This window comes from Methylobacterium gnaphalii (assembly GCF_007992215.1).
Lineage (GTDB): Bacteria > Pseudomonadota > Alphaproteobacteria > Rhizobiales > Beijerinckiaceae > Methylobacterium > Methylobacterium gnaphalii.
The window spans coordinates 33,520-49,296 of sequence record NZ_BJZV01000028.1; the positions used below are offsets into that span (position 1 = coordinate 33,520).

The following is a 15,777-nucleotide window of genomic DNA, read 5'->3' on the forward strand; positions in this document are numbered from 1 at the left end:
GCGGCGGGCGATCGGCTGGGCCGACGGCGGTCGCTCTTGTCGCGCGCGGGCGGCACGCTCATTGCACGCCGGTCCAGGCCTCAGGCACCCCACACCCACGATCGACCCCGGTCGGCTCTACCCACGCAACCGATCTCGATGACGCAACAGGCTCAACGGGCAGCCCGGAGGATGGGAGCGTGAACGCCCGGCCGATTCTGCCGAACCGGCGCGCCTACAATCGTTTCGTCGCCGACGAGACCCTCGAGGATTACGCGCTCCGCTTCACCGCCAAGTCGGCGCGGCTCTGGTCGCCCTTCCGTATCGCGCAGACGGCCCTCGGCTCAATCTCGTTCCTGGCCCTGGAGGCGATCGGCGGCACCCTGGTTCTGGCCACGGGCTTCACCAATACGCTCGCCGCAGTGCTCGTCGTCGGGCTGATCATCTTTGCCACCGCCGTGCCGATCTCGGTCTACGCGGCGCGCCATGGCGTCGACATCGACCTGCTCACGCGTGGGGCGGGTTTTGGCTATCTCGGCTCGACGATCACCTCGCTGATCTATGCCGGCTTCACCTTCCTGTTCTTCGCCATCGAGGCGGGAATCATGGCGCTCGCCCTGCAGCTCTGCCTCGGCCTACCGCTGTGGATCGGATATGTGGTCAGCGCCGGCGTGGTGATTCCGCTAGTGATCTACGGGATCCGCCTGATCAGCCGCTTCCAGCTCTGGACGCAGCCGCTCTGGATCGGCCTCAACCTGCTGCCGCTCGTCTACATCGCGGCCTCCGGTCCGCCGCCGCTGGAGACGCTTCTGAGCTTTTCCGGCGCGCAGATGAAGGGCACGGGCTTCGATCCGACGCTGTTCGGACTGGCCTCGGGCATCCTGCTGGCTCTCCTTGCCCAGGTCGGGGAGCAGGTCGACTTCCTGCGGTTCGTGCCGCCCCCCAAGGAGAAGAACGACTGGCGCTGGTGGACCGCGGTGCTGCTGGCTGGCGCGGGCTGGATCGTGCCGGGAATGCTCAAGATCCTGCTCGGCGCTTTCCTGACGGTGCTGGCGCTGCATCACGGCGTGCCACCGGACCGCGCCGCCGAGCCGACACAGATGTACGCTGTGGCCTTCGGTTATGTCTCCGCCTCGCCGGGCGTCGCCCTGGCGTTGACCGGGCTGTTCGTCGTGGTCTCGCAGCTGAAGATCAACGTCACCAACGCCTATGCCGGCTCGATTGCCTGGTCGAACTTCTTCTCGCGGCTGACGCACAGCCATCCGGGCCGCGTGGTCTGGCTCGTCTTCAACGTGGCCATCGCGCTCCTGCTGATGGAGCTCGGCATCGACAAGACCATCGAGAGCACGCTGCCGCTCTATGCCTGCGTGGTCTCGGGCTGGGTCGGGGCGCTCGCCGCCGATCTCGCCGTCAACAAGCCGCTCGGGCTTTCGCCGCCGGGAATCGAGTTCAGGCGCGCGCATCTCTACGCCATCAACCCGGTCGGGGCGGGGGCGATGGCGCTCTCGCTGCTTGCCGGCTGCCTCGCTCATGCCGGGCTGCTCGGCGGCACCCTGCAGCCCTTCGCACCGATGCTCGCACTGGCGGTCGCTTTCACCGCGGCGCCCGCCATCGCCCGGACCACGGGCGGACGACACTACCTCGCCCGACAGCCCGAGACCCACTGGCCGACCTCGGAGATCGTCTGCCGGGTCTGCGATCACCCGTTCGAGGCCGAGGACATGGCGCGCTGCCCGGCCTATTCGGGGCCGATCTGCTCGCTGTGCTGCTCGCTCGACGCCCGCTGCCGGGACATGTGCAAGCCGCACGGCCGGCTGGAAGCCCAGGCCCGCGAGGCGATCGAGCAGGTCGCCCCGGCCGCCGCAGCCGCCTGGATCGGCGCGCCGCTCGGGCGCTACGTCGCGCTGATGCTCGCCCTCGTCACGGTGGTCGGGCTGATCCTCGGCGTCGTCCATGCCGGCGCGGCCGCCACCCATCCGGAGCACCGGGACAGCCTGCGGGCCGCGCTGACCAGCGTGTTCTTCATCCTCATCGTGATCCTCGGCGTGGTCGCCTGGCTGTTTGTTCTGGCCCAGGAGAGCCGCCGCGTCGCGCAGGAGGAGACCGCCCGGCAGACCGCGCTCTACGAAGGCGAGATTGCCGCTCACAGGATCACTGACGCCAAGCTGCAGGAGGCCAAGGACACCGCGGAGGCCGCCAACCTCGCCAAGAGCCGCTACGTCGTGGGCATCAGCCACGAGTTACGCACACCCCTGAACGCCGTCCTCGGCTACGCACAGCTCCTGGAAGCCGACCCGGAGATCCCCGCGCAGCGGCGACGCGGAGTCCAGGTGATCCGGCGCAGCGCGCAGCACCTATCGGGCCTCATCGACGGGCTTCTTGACATCTCGCGGATGGAGGCCGGCCGGCTACAAGTCTATCGCAACGAGATCAGGCTGAACGACTTCCTCGACCAGATTGTAGACATGGTGCGGCTTCAGGCCGAGGCTGCCGGCCTTGCCTTCCGCTTCACGCGGCCCGAGAGCCTTCCCGCCGTGGTCGCCACCGATGAGAAGCGCCTGCGCCAGATCCTGCTCAACTTGCTCTCCAACGCGATCAAGTTCACGCCGTCCGGCGAAGTTGCCCTCGACCTGCGATACCGCAATCAGGTCATGGTGTTCACCATTAGCGATACCGGGCTCGGCATCCATCCGGACGACCTGCAGCGGATCTTCGAGCCCTTCGAGCGCGGTTCGATCGCCGCCGCGCGCAACACGCCGGGGACGGGCCTTGGGCTGACGATCGCCCATCTCCTGGCGCAGGTGATGGGCGGCGAGATCACCGTGAAGAGCGAGGTCGGGACGGGCACGCGCTTCCAGGTGCGCCTGATGCTGTCCTCGGTCTCACGGCCTGCCGCGGCCCCCGCCGCCATCGCGGCCTCGCCAGTCTCGAAGGAGGCCGCGCGCAACTATGCGGGCCGCCGGCGCAAGGTGATGATCGTCGACGACGACGAGGCCCATCGCGTCCTGATGCGCGATGTCATGGAGCCCTTGGGAATCGAGGTCACCGAGGCACCTGACGGGGCGACCTGCCTCACGCGCTGCGCGGCAGAGCCACCGGACCTTGTCCTCCTCGATATCTCCATGCCCGGCATGAGCGGCTGGGCCGTCGCCGAGCGCCTGCGCGCCCTCGCGCCGTCGACCCGCATCGCCATGATGTCGGCGAATGTCCACGAGATCAGCCCGACGCGCGGCGCCGACGCACCCCACGACGCCATCATCGCCAAGCCATTCGACCTGCGCGACTTCATCGATCAGCTCACCCGGATGCTTGACCTCGACTGGATGGAAGCGGCACCCACCGCGCCACCAGAGGCGCCTCCGCCGGCTGGGACGCCGCCGCCCCGGCAGGCGGTGGAGGAACTGCTGCGGCTCGGCCGCATCGGCCATGTACGCGCCATCGAGGCCAAGCTCGCCGACATCGCACGCGAGGATACGGCGTCGGCCGCCTTCGCCGCACGTCTCCAGGGCCTCGTCGCCGCTTACGACCTGCCGACCTACATGCGCGTCCTCGAGGAGGTCGCCGATGCCTGAGGCGACACTTCCGGTGCATCGCGACACCGTCCTCGTCGTGGACGATTCACCCGACACGCTGAGCTTCCTGACCGAGGCGATCGAGCGCTCGGGAGCGACTGTCCTCGTGGCGGTGTCGGGTCAGGCCGCCCTTGCGCTCGTCGACGAAATCACCCCCGACGTCATCCTGCTCGACGCCGTCATGCCAAGCATGGATGGATTCGAGACCTGCCGGCGCCTCAAGGCGAAACCGGCAGTGGCGAGCGTGCCGATCATCTTCATGACGGGGCTTGCCGAGACCGAGCACATCGTGAAGGGGCTGGAGGCAGGCGGCGTCGATTACGTGACGAAGCCCATTGCTCCCGACGAGATCCTCGCCCGCGTCCGAGTGCACATCGCGGGCGCGCGGGCTGCGCAGAGCCTTCGGGCGGCACTCAACACCACGGGCCGCAGCCTCTTTGCCGTCGACCCGTCCGGCAGCCTGCTCTGGGCGACGCCACAGGCGTCGCAGGTCCTGGCGGCCTGTGTCTCGGAAAATGGCGCTGCCACCTCCTTGCCGGCCGCAGCGCGGGCCTGGCTGCGCGCCTGCGTCGAATCCGGAAAGACGGAGCCCTACGCCCTAGCGAGTCCCTCGGGCGCGATGCACACGATCAGCTTCGTCGGCCGCAGCGGAAACGAGGTGTTGCTGCGCCTGTCACGAGACGTCACCGCGGCCGGGATCGGGATCCTGCACGAACGCCTGCCGATCACCGCGCGAGAGGCGGAAGTGCTGTTCTGGCTCTCACGCGGCAAGTCGAGCCGGGATATCGGCGAAATCCTAACGCTCAGCCCCCGCACAATCACCAAGCATCTCGAAGGCATCTACGCCAAGCTCGGCGTCGAGAATCGCACGGCGGCTTCATTCATCGCCACGCACCACCTTCAGGATCTCGGCTGAACCCGCGCAACGGAAGCGGCACCGACAAAGCAATCACCGCCGCTACCTGCGGATCGCAAGTCCGCGGATCTGCAAACCGGTTGGCCAGGGTTCGCAACCAAAACAGCACCGGTGCTAATTTCACGGCACTTCGCTTTCACGGAAATCTGGCATGTGACCTAAAGTTTTCAGTGAGCTCGAAGGCGTGGCAGCAGCGAGTGCCGACTTTTGCTCCTAGGTACAAAGCCAGTCGCTGTTACCTCAACGCATATACTAAATAGGAGCAGAATTTTCTGATGAGCATTGAATGCTTGCGCGGCAACCTGGCGCATTATCTTCAAGGATAAAATTGAGATTATGAAGTCGAGCAATCGATTCGACGAGGCTTAGCCCGATCCCAAATCCGGAATAGGAGCAGACTCGGTTGCTTCGCTGATAGCGTTGCTTGACCCGATCGACTTCCTCTGGCGCAATCCCGCAGCCATTGTCCGCAACGCTGAGCCCCAACGGCTCGGCCGTCGCTGCCAGTTGCACCCATCCGCCGCGCGGTGTGAACTTGATGCCGTTGTCGACGAGGTTGCTAACGGCCTCGAACAGCAGGCTCGCATCGCCGTCAACAATCACCGCCGCCGCCGGCTTGGTCCAGATCAACGATACACCTTTGTCGGCTGCGATCGGCGCATAATATTCGAAGGCGTCGTCGAGGATGCGAACGAGGTCCACGCTGCCGAAGCCCGATCGCCTGACCCGGTCCTCCAGCTCCGAGATTCGAAGGAGCGCCGAGAACCGAACTACGATCTGCCGGAGCTCTCCCAGTACGTCCTCGTTCACGACCCGGAAGTCGTCCGCTGTCTCGGCGTTGCGCAGCGACCGCTCGAGGCTCGCCATCACCCGCGTGAGTGGCGTGCGCAGGTCGTGAGCGATGTTCTCGTTGACGCCCTTGACCTCTTGCATCAGCCGTTCGAGCTGGTCGAGCATCTCGTTGACGACGTTCGTCAGGTGCCCAAAATCGGCCGACAATCCGCGTTGCGGCAGCCGCTCCGAAAGGTCGCCGCGCATGATTTGCTCGGCGGAGAAGGTAATGGCCTCAATCTGGCGCAGGGAGCCAACGCCAAAGATGATGGCGCCAACAATCCCGATAGCGACCGTGCCGCCGGTGCCCCACGCGAAGGTGTCGACGAGCGCCGTCTCCAGGGCTTCGAGTACTTTGGCGGATCGGCTAACCAGAAGTAGGTTGCCGTCTGGCAGCCGGCTGAGCATGCTGTAGAAAGGGAGCGTCTCCCCATTCACCGTCTGCGTCAGCTCGAAGGGCTTGTCGATTGGCGCGGACTGGGGAAACGGGAGGTCGGCGCCGGCGATCCGCTGCCCCTGAGAATTGAACACCGTCAGCGGCCGTCCGCCCCGTTCGAACGCCTCCCAGGTATCCGTGCGCTCGCGCAGCTGTGCGCTCGTCAGGCGGCTCAGACGTGCGGATTCCCATTGCACCCATTCATAGGCGGAGGTGCGCCCGTAACTCCGGGTTTCGAGGTACAGAAAGCCGAACAGCGCGAGCGAGGCCGCCCCGAACGTAGCGAAGAACAACAGCGCGACATGAAACCCGCTGGTGCGGTGCAGGTCACGCAGCCGCACGGAGGATGAAGCCCGTGTTGCGCACCGTGTGGATGCAGGGATTCAATCCATCCGGATCGAGCTTCTTTCGGATCTTCCCGATGTGCACGTCGATCACGCTCGATTGGTGGTTGAAGCTGTAGCCCCATACGGATTCGAAGATCATCGTCCGGCTGACCAGCGTGTTCGGGTTCCGCATCAGAAACTCGACGATGGCGAATTCCTTAGGCAGCAACTCGATCTCCCTATCGCCGCGGAACAGGATGCGGTCGATCAGGTCAAGCCGGAGGTCGCCGACCTTCAACTCGCTGACGGCCTCCGCTGCCACCCGCCGGCGTGCCAGGGCATCGACACGCGCCGTCAGCTCGATGAACTCGAAGGGTTTGGCGAGGTAGTCGTCGCCTCCGGCGCGCAGGCCGTCGACGCGCTCGTTCACCGCCGACAGCGCGCTGAGGATCAGCACGGGCGTTGCTATCTTCGCCTCGCGCAGGTGGCCGAGGACCGAGAGGCCGTCGATCTCGGGCAGCATGCGATCGAGGACGATTACATCGAATTCGCCCTCCATCGCCTTCTTCAGGCCCGTCGAGCCGGTGGGCGCGTCGTCGACGCGAAAGCCGTGGTCCGACAAGGCCGACCCGATCTCGGCAGCGACACGCTTGTCATCCTCAATGATCAGTACGCGCGCCATAGCACGTCTCCTGTTGCCGTCAGGCTTATTGCGCATGGGCTTAGATAGGCAGTCGTCTAACGAAGCCATGCCGCGAAGTACGCGGTTGCCGTGTCCACGGCGCAGACCAGTTCGGCGTCCAATGTCGGTCAGTCATTCCGCCTTGGCCTCCACCGCGGCCACGGGCCGGATCGCGGCCGGGTGAGCCACGGCAACCCTGCTTCCGTCCTGCAAATCGGCCGGCGGGCTGAGCACCAGCGTCTCGCCGCCATTGAGCCCCTTGCGCAGTTCGAGGGTCGTGCCGAGGTCGCGTGCGATCTCCACCGGTTCGAGCTTCACCGTGTCCCCGGGCTCGACGACTGCAACTCGTGTGCCGTTCGCATCGAACACCAAGGCCTCCGACGGAATAACGACGCTGGGCTGGTTGCGCGGGATGTCGAATCTCACAGCCACATACAGGCCCGGGCGCAGGACGCCGTTAGGATTTGATACATCCACTTCTGTCGTCAGCGTGCGGGCCGACGACTTGAGGGCAACGGAGCTGCGCGAGACGGTCCCGGAAAACGTTTTTCCGGGCATCTGCGGCACGGCGATGCTGGCGGCTACGCCATCGTGGATGCCGATCGCAGCGTATTGCGGGATCTGGACGGCAACACGCAGCACCGCTTCGCTCTCGATCGAGAAGAGCGACGTGCTCGAGCCGGTATCGGCATGGACCAGGTCGCCGACATCGACCTTGCGCTCGGTGATGATCCCGTCAAAAGGCGCGGTGACGTTCTCGAAGCCGGTCAGGGCAGTGAGCCTGTCCACGGTAGCCTGCTGGGCGGCGAGGTTAGCTTCCGCCACCTTCACGCGCGCCTCCGCTGCGTTGAGGGTCGCGTTCGCGGTCAGTACCTTGGCGCGGCTCGTATCGGCGGTCTGCTTCGAAGCCCAGCCCTGGCCAGCCAGAGTCGAGGTTCGCGTATCCGTGACACTGGCGAGCGTCACGTCGGCCTTGGCCTGGTCGACGTTCGCCTTCGCCTCGACGACCTGCGCCTTCATCTGGCCGAGCTGCGCCTGCGACTGGTGGAGTTGCTCATCGAGATCGGGCGCGGCGATCCGCACGAGCAGGTCACCCTTCTTCACCCGCGAGCCGATATCGACCTTGCGCTCGGCGATGTAGCCAGTGGCACGGGCGAAGATGTCGGCCTTGTCGAAAGCCTCGGTCTGCCCCGGCAGAGTCAGCTGCATCGGCGTGTCGTCGCGGCTGGCAGCGATAGTGCGGACCTGCGGGATGAATTCGACGGCTTCGGCCTGCGTCTCCTCGGCCGCCCTGACCTCGCCCCAGTGATGCCAGCCGCCAAGGCCCATCAGCCCGCCCAGCGCGAGGACGGCGACCGCGAAGGGGAGCTTGCGCGGCGGCGGAACGTCCTGATGTGCCTGGGCCGCATTGGCATGATCCGTCCCCAAAGGGTCGGTTTCGATCGCTCGCCGTGCGGCCTCGGTCGGGCCGTGGACGTTGCAGTCCATCATGTCACTCATGCGTAGTCCTTGAGGGGCTTGACCGCGCCGCGCCGGAGAAGGGCGTAGAGGAAGGGGACGAAAATCAGGGTCGAGCAGGTGCCCATGGCGATGCCGCCGAGCACGGCGCGGGCCAGCGCAGCGTTCTGCTCCGAGCCTTCGCCCGAGCCGATCGCCATCGGGATCAGGCCGAGGAACATGGCCGCGGCGGTCATCAGCACCGGCCGCAGGCGGGTCTGGCCAGCCATCAGAGCGGCCTCGATTGCCGTACAGCCGGTCGCCTCGCGGTGCTCCTTGGCGAAGGTCACGAGCAGGATAGAGTTGGCCGAGGCGACACCCACCGACATGATCGCGCCGAACAGGGCCGGGATCGAAAAGGTCGTGCCAGTGATGAACAGGCTCATCACGATGCCGCAGAAGGCCACCGGCAGCGCCGCGAGCACCACGAAGGGGTCGCCCCAGGTCTGGTAGTTGAGGACGAGCAGCAGGTAGACGGCGACAAGCGCGATCCCGAGGCCGATCTCGAGGTGGAAGAAGGCACTCTCCATGCTCTCGATCTGGCCGCGGATGCGGATCTTGTCGGGGGCCTGCAGGCCCGCCTGCTCCTGCTCGACGATCTGCTCGATCGCGTTGCGCACGGAGCCGAGATCGGAGTTCTGGACACTCGCAAGCACGTCGTAGGTCGGCTGCGTGTTGACGTGGCTGACGACGGTCTGCTCGGGCTTGCGCTCCATGGAGGCGACGCTGGAGAGCAGGATCGGGATGCCCGCATCGCCATGATCGGCGTCGCGCACGGCGAGCGGCGTGTTCATCAGGCTCGTCATGCTGGCGTTGCGGTACTCCGGCGTCTGCACCCAGAGCTGGTAGGGTGTGCCGGATTTCGGATCGGCCCAGAAATTCGGGCTGACCTGGAAGGAGCCGGAGAGCGAGATGTTCAGGTTCTGCGCGATATCCTGCTCGCTGAGCCCCATCTCGGAGGCGAGCTTGCGATCGACATTCACGTAGAACTGAGGCGCGTCGACGATCTGGTGGAGATGGACGTCGACCGCGCCGCGCACCTTCGAGATCCGCCGGACGAGATCCTGCGCCGTGGCAAGGTCCTTCTCGTCGTGGCGGCCGATCACCTGGACGTCGATTTGCGCGATCGTGCCGAAGTTCAGGATCTGCGTGATGATGTCCGAGGGCTGGAAGTAGAAAACGACGTCGGGGAAGTCCTTGCGCAGCTCTTTGCGCAGCACCTTCTCGTAGAACGAGATCGGCTTGTGCTCGCCCTTGAGGTTGATGAGCGTCTGGCCGTCGTTATAGGCGACGAAGGATGCGTCCATGAACGCGAAGTTATAGTTCGAGGCCGGCAGGCCGATATTGTCGAGGATCAGCCCGAGCTCGCTCTTAGGCACGGTCTCTCTGACCACGTCCTCGACTCGCGCAAAAACCTTCTCGGTCGTCTCGATCCGCATGCCCGGCCGGGTGCGGACGTGCAGCGTCATCTGGCTCGACTCGATCTGCGGGAAGTAATCCTGTCCGACGAAAGGCAGCAGCGTGCCCGCGAGAACAAAGACGCCGGCCACACAGGCGAGCGTTGCTACGCGATGGGCAATCACTACCCGCAGCAGCCCAACATAGCCGGTATGGAAGTGCGTGAAGCCACACTCGAAAGCGGTGCAGAATCGGCTCGCCGCGCGGCCGATCGGCCGGAACGGGAAGGCAATCACGGCTAGGACTGCCCTGAAAACCCGGCTCAGGATCGAGCGCGGCTTGTCCACCTCCACCGTCTCGGCGGCGTGAGCGCCGGCATGGTGCAATTCGTACTCGCGCGCCACGAACACGTCGATCAGGATCGGCACAAGCGTCAGCGACAACACGTAGGAGGCGAGCATTGCGAACACGACCGCCTCGGCCTGCGGCGTGAACAGGTACTTCGGCGCGTCGGTCAGGAAGAACACTGCGACGAAGGCCGCGCAGATGGCGAGCGTCGAGATCAAAGCCGGCTTGGCGATGCCGGAGACGCCCATCACCACCGACTTCCGGAAGGGCTGGCCCTCCTCAAACATCCGGTAGGTATTCTCGATGGCCACCGTCGCGTGATCGACGAGGATGCCGACTGAGAGCGCCAGGCCGCCGAGCGTCATGATGTTGATGGTCTCGCCCATCGCCGTCATCACGCTGAGCGAAGTGAGGATCGCCAATGGAATGGTGATCAGCACGACGAGCGTCGAGCGCCACGACCCGAGAAAGAGCAGGATGGTCAGGCCAGTGAGCCCGGCCGCAATCACCGCCTCACGCACCACGTCCTGGATCGCGTCGGAGACGAAGACCGACTGATCGAAGAGCGGTGTGATCGACATGCCGGCCGGCGCCGCGGCGCGGATGTCGGCGAGCGATTTCTTGACATTATTCACGACCTCGAGCGTCGAGGCGGACCCGTTCTTGAGGATCTGCAAGAGCACCGAGTGATGGCCATCGGCTCGCACGATGTTGAGCTGGGGCGGGGCACCGTCGCGGACATGGGCGACGTCGCGCAGCAGCACCGGCTGACCGTCGACGACCTTCACCGGGATGCGGTTGAGTTGGTCGACGAGCTCGGGCGAGGCGTTGAGGCGGATCGCGTATTGCTGCTCGCCGATCTTGGCGAGGCCCGAGGGCACCGCGAGGTTCTGCTTCAGTACCGCATTGGTGACGTCGAGTGGCGTCATGCCGACGGCACGCAGCGCCGCAAGGTCGAGATCGACCATGACCTGGCGGGGCGCGCCGCCATAGGGCGATGGCAGCGTCGAGCCCGGCACCTCGGCGAGCCGCTGGCGAGTGCGGTACTGGGCGTAGTCGAAGACCTTGGTCAGCGTGTCCTTGGTGGAGGACAGAGCAAGCTGGATCACCGGCACGGATGAGGCCGAGAAGCGCATGATCACCGGGGGCTGCACGCCAGGCGGCATGCGCGAGCGCGCGGCGTTCATCGCCGAGTCCACCTGCGTGATCGCGAGATCGATGCTGACGCTCGGATCGAAGTAGATCCGCTCGGTAACGGTACCCTGGATCGAGGTGGAGTCGATCCGCTTGATGTTGTTGACGTTCGAGGAGAGCGAGAACTCGCTGTAATTGGTGATGCGCTGAACGATGTCGGTCGTGTCGAGGCCGTTATAGGTCCAAACCACCACCACGACGGGGATGTCGACGGCCGGGAGTACATCCTTGGGTGCGACGACGATCGAGCCCGCACCGGCGAGCAGCATCAGCACGGCCAGCACGAAGAAGCTGTTGCGAAACTTCAGGGCAAACCGAACGACACCCATCGCGATACGCCGACTCTGACTGTGGGGGCTGCGGCCGCCCGAAGGCGTCCGCACAACCACGATCCGGGGCCGAAGGCTCATCGCCGGCACCCGATCGATCGCAGTGACACCATTCGAGTAAGTCGAAGGCTCGGCCGTCACCAATGAATTCGGCTTCAATGTTGAAAATGGATTTTGGTTTTAAGAACGCATCCCCCTCTCGGAGGCGAGATCGGCGCTCCATCTCCATCGGAAACAAGGGAAAAACCATTCCAGGTATTTTGAATATGCTTGCAAAAATAAAACCGATTTCAAAGACCGAATATTTATAAATTAAATAAATCGCTATTCATTTGATCGTTTTGAAAATCACCCGCATTGTTGTCTCAAGCGATCGGCAACGAGTATTCTCACACCGGCCGCTGACACAAACAGAGTATAGATTTCCGGAGAATATCGAATGTCCTTTTCTTCTCGCTCCGTGCTGACGGCGGCCTTCGCCTTCGGATCCCTCTGCGCGCTTTCGATCGGCGCCAATGCCCAGCCCCTGCTGCATCACGCCATCCATCACACCAGCGAGCAAGCGCAGGCCGTGCGCGAGGAGCAGCCAAGCTCCTACGTGAATACCGGCTTCGCCGAGACGCCTCGCGAATACGAAGGTGCTTCGCGCCGTGCCTGGATCGGCGGCGAGCGCGACGATGACAGTGCGAATGCCAAGAACCCGGCACTGCCCTGGTACGAGCGCGGCCGTGGCGGCGAGACCGGTGGCCCGGCCCGGATGCTGATCGGCGGCGAATAAGCCCACTCCACCCCGTCAGCAGACCCCGCCCGCGGTCGGTTCGGACGGGGTCTTCCGATTCAAGATGTCTCCGCGTTGCCGCGAGCCCGCTCGCCGAGGCGGCCATCCTCTCGTGATTTGGATGTCAGACCATGCGCATCGCGCTCCCGGCCGCTCTGGCAGCCGCTCTCCTCGGCTGCGCCGGCCCAGCACTTGCCGAAAGCCGCATTCCGGCGGGCGGCGCCTTCATGAACAGCTACACCTCGGATCCGTATTTCGATCCGAAATCGGTCTGGTCCCAGGAGCATTCGAGGGGCGATATCGGCGGCCAGGTGATGCTGGCGGAGCCGCCCGGCTATCCGCGGGCCTGCGACATCTTCGATGCCGACTGCGCCGCGCGCCGCCACAGGCTGCTCTCGCATATGGGGCACCGTTGAACGCCACCTCTTTCCGTAGTCAGAGATCGGCCCGCACAAGTATCGATTGCAATACAAAGTCCACAAATAAAATCAGGATTTCGAAAATAAAATATGTTTTAATTGATGATTACGAGCATCATCTCTTAAAGCTTAACTGTAAATGTCGATCGACCCATTGAAACGACATTACAACAACTTGGGCTGGGGCTGATTTCGCCATGAACCGTCTTTCCTGGATGCTCCGATCATGCGTCGGGGCAACGATCTTCTGCGGCCTGCTAACAGGGCCCGCCTCTGCGGCGGGTGACACGACGGATGCGAGATTGGAGGCGCTCCAGAAGCAGATCGCCGCCATGCAGCACGAGATCTCGGTGCTTAAGCATCGGCCGGCTAGGCCCATCGTGAACACCGCGATCGGCCCCGACCATCAGTCGCGCATGGCGCGGCGGGAAGAGGCCGTGCAAGGTATTCCAGGCTCAGAGGGCCGGTCACCCGCCTTCTTGCAAGCTGAGGCTCTCTGCGAGGGTCCAGCGATCCCCGTTGGGCATGCCTGCTTCACGCCAGGCGGCTTCATCGAACTGGCCGGCTTCTACCGCAACCCAAACGAATCAGCGGATATCGGCAGCAATTTCGGCGGTATCCCCTTCCGGAATTCTCCGTTGGCCCATGAGGGCGAATTCCGCTTCAGCGCCCGGCAAAGCCGCATCTCCGGCCTCGTCACGGCCATGATCGATCCGAGTCTGAAGGTGTCTGCCTATGGCGAGGCGGACTTCCTCGGAGCCGCGGTCACATCGAACAATCGTGAAACCAACAGCTATGTCCCCCGCATCCGCCAGCTATGGGCAGCCTTCGACGACAAAGATCTCGGCATCCAGGTCCTGGCGGGTCAGGCCTACACGCTCCTGACCACCAACCTCTCGGGCATCACGGCGACGAAAGAGCAGACTCCCCTGACGATCGACGCTCAGTTCGTGCCGGGCTTCAACTGGGCCCGCATGCCTCAGGTGCGGGTCGTTGATAACGTCGCGCCCGGCATCTGGGCAGCCGCAGCGCTTGAAGCTTCCCAGACGCTCGTACCCGGCGGTGCGTTTGTGATCCCGGCCAACGTCAATCTGACCAATGCCGGCGATCCGGCCGGTCTGAACAATTCGACCACCACCTACTCTGTCAACAAAGCGCCCGACATTTCGGCCAAGCTCGCCTTCGAGCCGGGCTGGGGCCACTACGAGATCAAGGGTATCGCCCGGTGGTTCAACGATCGCACCATCGGCCGGTCCTACGACGACATGGGCTTTGGGGTCGGCGCATCGGCAACCATGCCGATTATCCGCGACACGCTGGATCTGCAGCTCAGCGGCCTGTTCGGGCGCGGCATCGGCCGGTACGGTTCGTCTCAATTGCCGGATGTCGCCCTTCGCGCCGACGGATCGGTGGTGGCGATCCCGATGTTCCAGACCCTCGCCGGCGTCATCGGTCACGTCTACCCGGGCTTCGACGTCTATGCCTATGCCGGCTGGGAGCATGCCGAACGCACCGGAGCGCTCAGTCTCTCGGGCTATGGATCGCCGACGCTCGATAATTCCGGCTGCGACCTCGAAGGAGCGACTGCATCGACCTGTCAGGCCGAGAGCCGCGATGTGAAGCAGATCACCGGAGGCTTCTGGCACGATCTCTACAAGGGCAGCTTTGGGCGCGTCGCCGCGGGCGGACAGGTGTCCTACACCACCCGAGACGCTTTCCGCAGCGTGGCCGGCCTCGACCCCTCGACCCACATGGTCGTCGGCCTCGCCTCCCTTCGCTACTACCCGTTTTGAGGCACTAGCAGCTTCCTTCCAATTCGTCTGAACACATCCAGTCTCTCACTTCGAACCTGTGTTCGAAGTGAGAGACAATCGCGTCGAATCTGTAGAGTAGCGTTCTGCCGACGACGAACATGACGTCTATTGCGGATGTCGTAGTTGCGCTCTGGACTACTCGAGTGTCCCAGGCGCTTCTCGGAACATCGGCGAGCCTAGCCTTCGTCCGCCTCCCATTGCGGAGGTGCTCGTCGACGACATCTTGCGCTCAATCTCGCGGATCGCCCAAGCCACGCTTCCGTGCCGCAGATCCAGGAAATCCGCTTGCCGATACTTTACGCCGATCGGCACCGCTTGCTTCCAACTCACCCGCCCCCTTTCCTCGCAAACAAAATGGGCCAGCCGGAACACCGACTGACCCGAGTCGCGTCAGGTCTCGAAAAAGCGGTGGGTACCGCTCGACCAATGGACTTCGGAGTTGCTCCATTGGGTATTCAACAATCCGGCGGGATCGGATTGTTCTTCTTATTAGCCTCTGGAATAATGAGAGACAATTAAATTCCGATTTCATTTCTAAATCTGCGATTAGGTTGATTTTAAAGAGGACTATTTTTATAATCTGAAATATTATTCAGAAAACTCCACTTGTACTCAGCATTATTCGGGAAAATACTCGGTTTCATTGAGGCAATGGCTACCAGCAATCTTTGCCTGAGACAGGAGCCGATCATGAAACACATTACCATTCCTGCTACTCTGCTATTTGCGGCGCTAGGGATTTCAACCGCCTTGGCAAATGGGTCGGGAGATTCTGGTCTTCGGGCCGAGCTTCAGAATCCGTCGCTGATCGGACCGGGCCACAACGCTTACAGTATCGAGCGCGGCTATGCCGGCGAGCACATGGGAAGCTACTCGCCCTACCGCACGCGCGGCACGTGGGCAGCCCATCCCGGCTATCACCGCCGGCTGCCCTCCTTCTAGTAGGGAACGGCGTTTTTCGAGAGCCACTTAATTTGCCGTTCTGATCTCGCCAACGTCAAGTACGAGGTGATCATAGGTTTGAATCCGCGACTATACCCATGTCGCCAAGATACATGAGAGCGCGTTAATCTACTATTCGATCTCGTTTACTTGATGAGACAACCTTCTTCCTCAACGTCGGTATCGTGACCGGCGTTCTCGCTGTCCCGCAATCGTCCCGCGCACCGGGCGAAGCCACTACCGCGCGTTCGGCTTGAGGGATTGGGCGATCTGGTTCACTTTTCAACGAAGGCCTTTTCGATGACGTAGTGGGCGG

General features: G+C 63.7%; 10 protein-coding genes. 6 read left to right on the forward strand and 4 right to left on the reverse strand.

The window, feature by feature from the left end:
* Positions 1-179: 179 nt before the first annotated feature.
* Together MGN01_RS19335 and MGN01_RS19340 are read left to right on the forward strand one after the other, a co-directional pair.
* Entirely contained in the window at positions 180-3,551 is a 3,372-nt protein-coding gene (locus tag MGN01_RS19335; protein WP_147048469.1) for a hybrid sensor histidine kinase/response regulator, read from the forward strand.
* A complete protein-coding gene (locus tag MGN01_RS19340) occupies positions 3,544-4,467 on the forward strand; it encodes a response regulator transcription factor (protein WP_147048470.1) in 924 nt (307 codons plus the stop codon). Before MGN01_RS19335 ends, MGN01_RS19340 begins: the two co-directional genes overlap by 8 nt.
* A gap of 252 nt (positions 4,468-4,719) precedes the next feature.
* On the opposite strand, the gene MGN01_RS19345 is transcribed toward MGN01_RS19340, so the two are convergent.
* The 4 genes from MGN01_RS19345 to MGN01_RS19360 all read right to left on the reverse strand — a co-directional run bounded on the left by MGN01_RS19345 (position 4,720) and on the right by MGN01_RS19360 (position 11,508).
* Entirely contained in the window at positions 4,720-6,075 is a 1,356-nt protein-coding gene (locus tag MGN01_RS19345) for a sensor histidine kinase (RefSeq protein WP_147048471.1), read from the reverse strand.
* Entirely contained in the window at positions 6,062-6,742 is a 681-nt protein-coding gene (locus MGN01_RS19350) for a response regulator transcription factor (RefSeq protein WP_147048472.1), read from the reverse strand. Before MGN01_RS19350 ends, MGN01_RS19345 begins: the two co-directional genes overlap by 14 nt.
* 132 nt (positions 6,743-6,874) lie before the next feature.
* Positions 6,875-8,242 carry an efflux RND transporter periplasmic adaptor subunit gene (locus tag MGN01_RS19355; protein ID WP_238258411.1) on the reverse strand — a complete coding sequence of 456 codons (1,368 nt, stop codon included), beginning with the start codon at positions 8,240-8,242 and terminating at the stop codon, positions 6,875-6,877.
* On the reverse strand, positions 8,239-11,508 hold the full coding sequence (locus tag MGN01_RS19360) for an efflux RND transporter permease subunit (protein WP_147048473.1): 3,270 nt from the start codon (positions 11,506-11,508) through the stop codon (positions 8,239-8,241). The genes MGN01_RS19355 and MGN01_RS19360 overlap by 4 nt, the downstream gene beginning before the upstream one ends.
* Before the next feature lie 439 nt (positions 11,509-11,947).
* On the opposite strand from MGN01_RS19360, the gene MGN01_RS19365 reads away from it, so the two are divergent.
* The 4 genes from MGN01_RS19365 (at position 11,948) to MGN01_RS19380 (ending at position 15,461) form a co-directional block, all read left to right on the forward strand.
* A complete protein-coding gene (locus MGN01_RS19365; protein WP_147048474.1) occupies positions 11,948-12,286 on the forward strand; it encodes a hypothetical protein in 339 nt (112 codons plus the stop codon).
* Positions 12,287-12,417: 131 nt separating this feature from the next.
* The gene (locus MGN01_RS19370; RefSeq protein ID WP_147048475.1) at positions 12,418-12,702 is read left to right on the forward strand and encodes a hypothetical protein; all 285 of its coding nucleotides are present in this window, start codon (positions 12,418-12,420) and stop codon (positions 12,700-12,702) included.
* Positions 12,703-13,007: 305 nt separating this feature from the next.
* Positions 13,008-14,498, forward strand: coding sequence for a hypothetical protein (locus tag MGN01_RS19375; protein WP_147048476.1), 1,491 nt, complete (start codon positions 13,008-13,010; stop codon positions 14,496-14,498).
* Positions 14,499-15,209: 711 nt separating this feature from the next.
* Positions 15,210-15,461, forward strand: coding sequence for a hypothetical protein (locus MGN01_RS19380; RefSeq protein ID WP_147048477.1), 252 nt, complete (start codon positions 15,210-15,212; stop codon positions 15,459-15,461).
* Positions 15,462-15,777 lie beyond the last annotated feature (316 nt).

Excerpts from the sequence above, each read along its gene's own strand:
- MGN01_RS19350 (WP_147048472.1), bottom strand. The coding sequence starts at position 6,742 with ATGGCGCGCGTACTGATCATTGAGGATGACAAGCGTGTCGCTGCCGAG.
- MGN01_RS19360 (WP_147048473.1), bottom strand. The coding sequence starts at position 11,508 with ATGGGTGTCGTTCGGTTTGCCCTGAAGTTTCGCAACAGCTTCTTCGTG.
- MGN01_RS19380 (WP_147048477.1), top strand. The coding sequence starts at position 15,210 with ATGAAACACATTACCATTCCTGCTACTCTGCTATTTGCGGCGCTAGGG.
- MGN01_RS19365 (WP_147048474.1), top strand. The coding sequence starts at position 11,948 with ATGTCCTTTTCTTCTCGCTCCGTGCTGACGGCGGCCTTCGCCTTCGGA.
- MGN01_RS19370 (WP_147048475.1), top strand. The coding sequence starts at position 12,418 with ATGCGCATCGCGCTCCCGGCCGCTCTGGCAGCCGCTCTCCTCGGCTGC.
- MGN01_RS19340 (WP_147048470.1), top strand. The coding sequence starts at position 3,544 with ATGCCTGAGGCGACACTTCCGGTGCATCGCGACACCGTCCTCGTCGTG.
- MGN01_RS19355 (WP_238258411.1), bottom strand. The coding sequence starts at position 8,242 with ATGAGTGACATGATGGACTGCAACGTCCACGGCCCGACCGAGGCCGCA.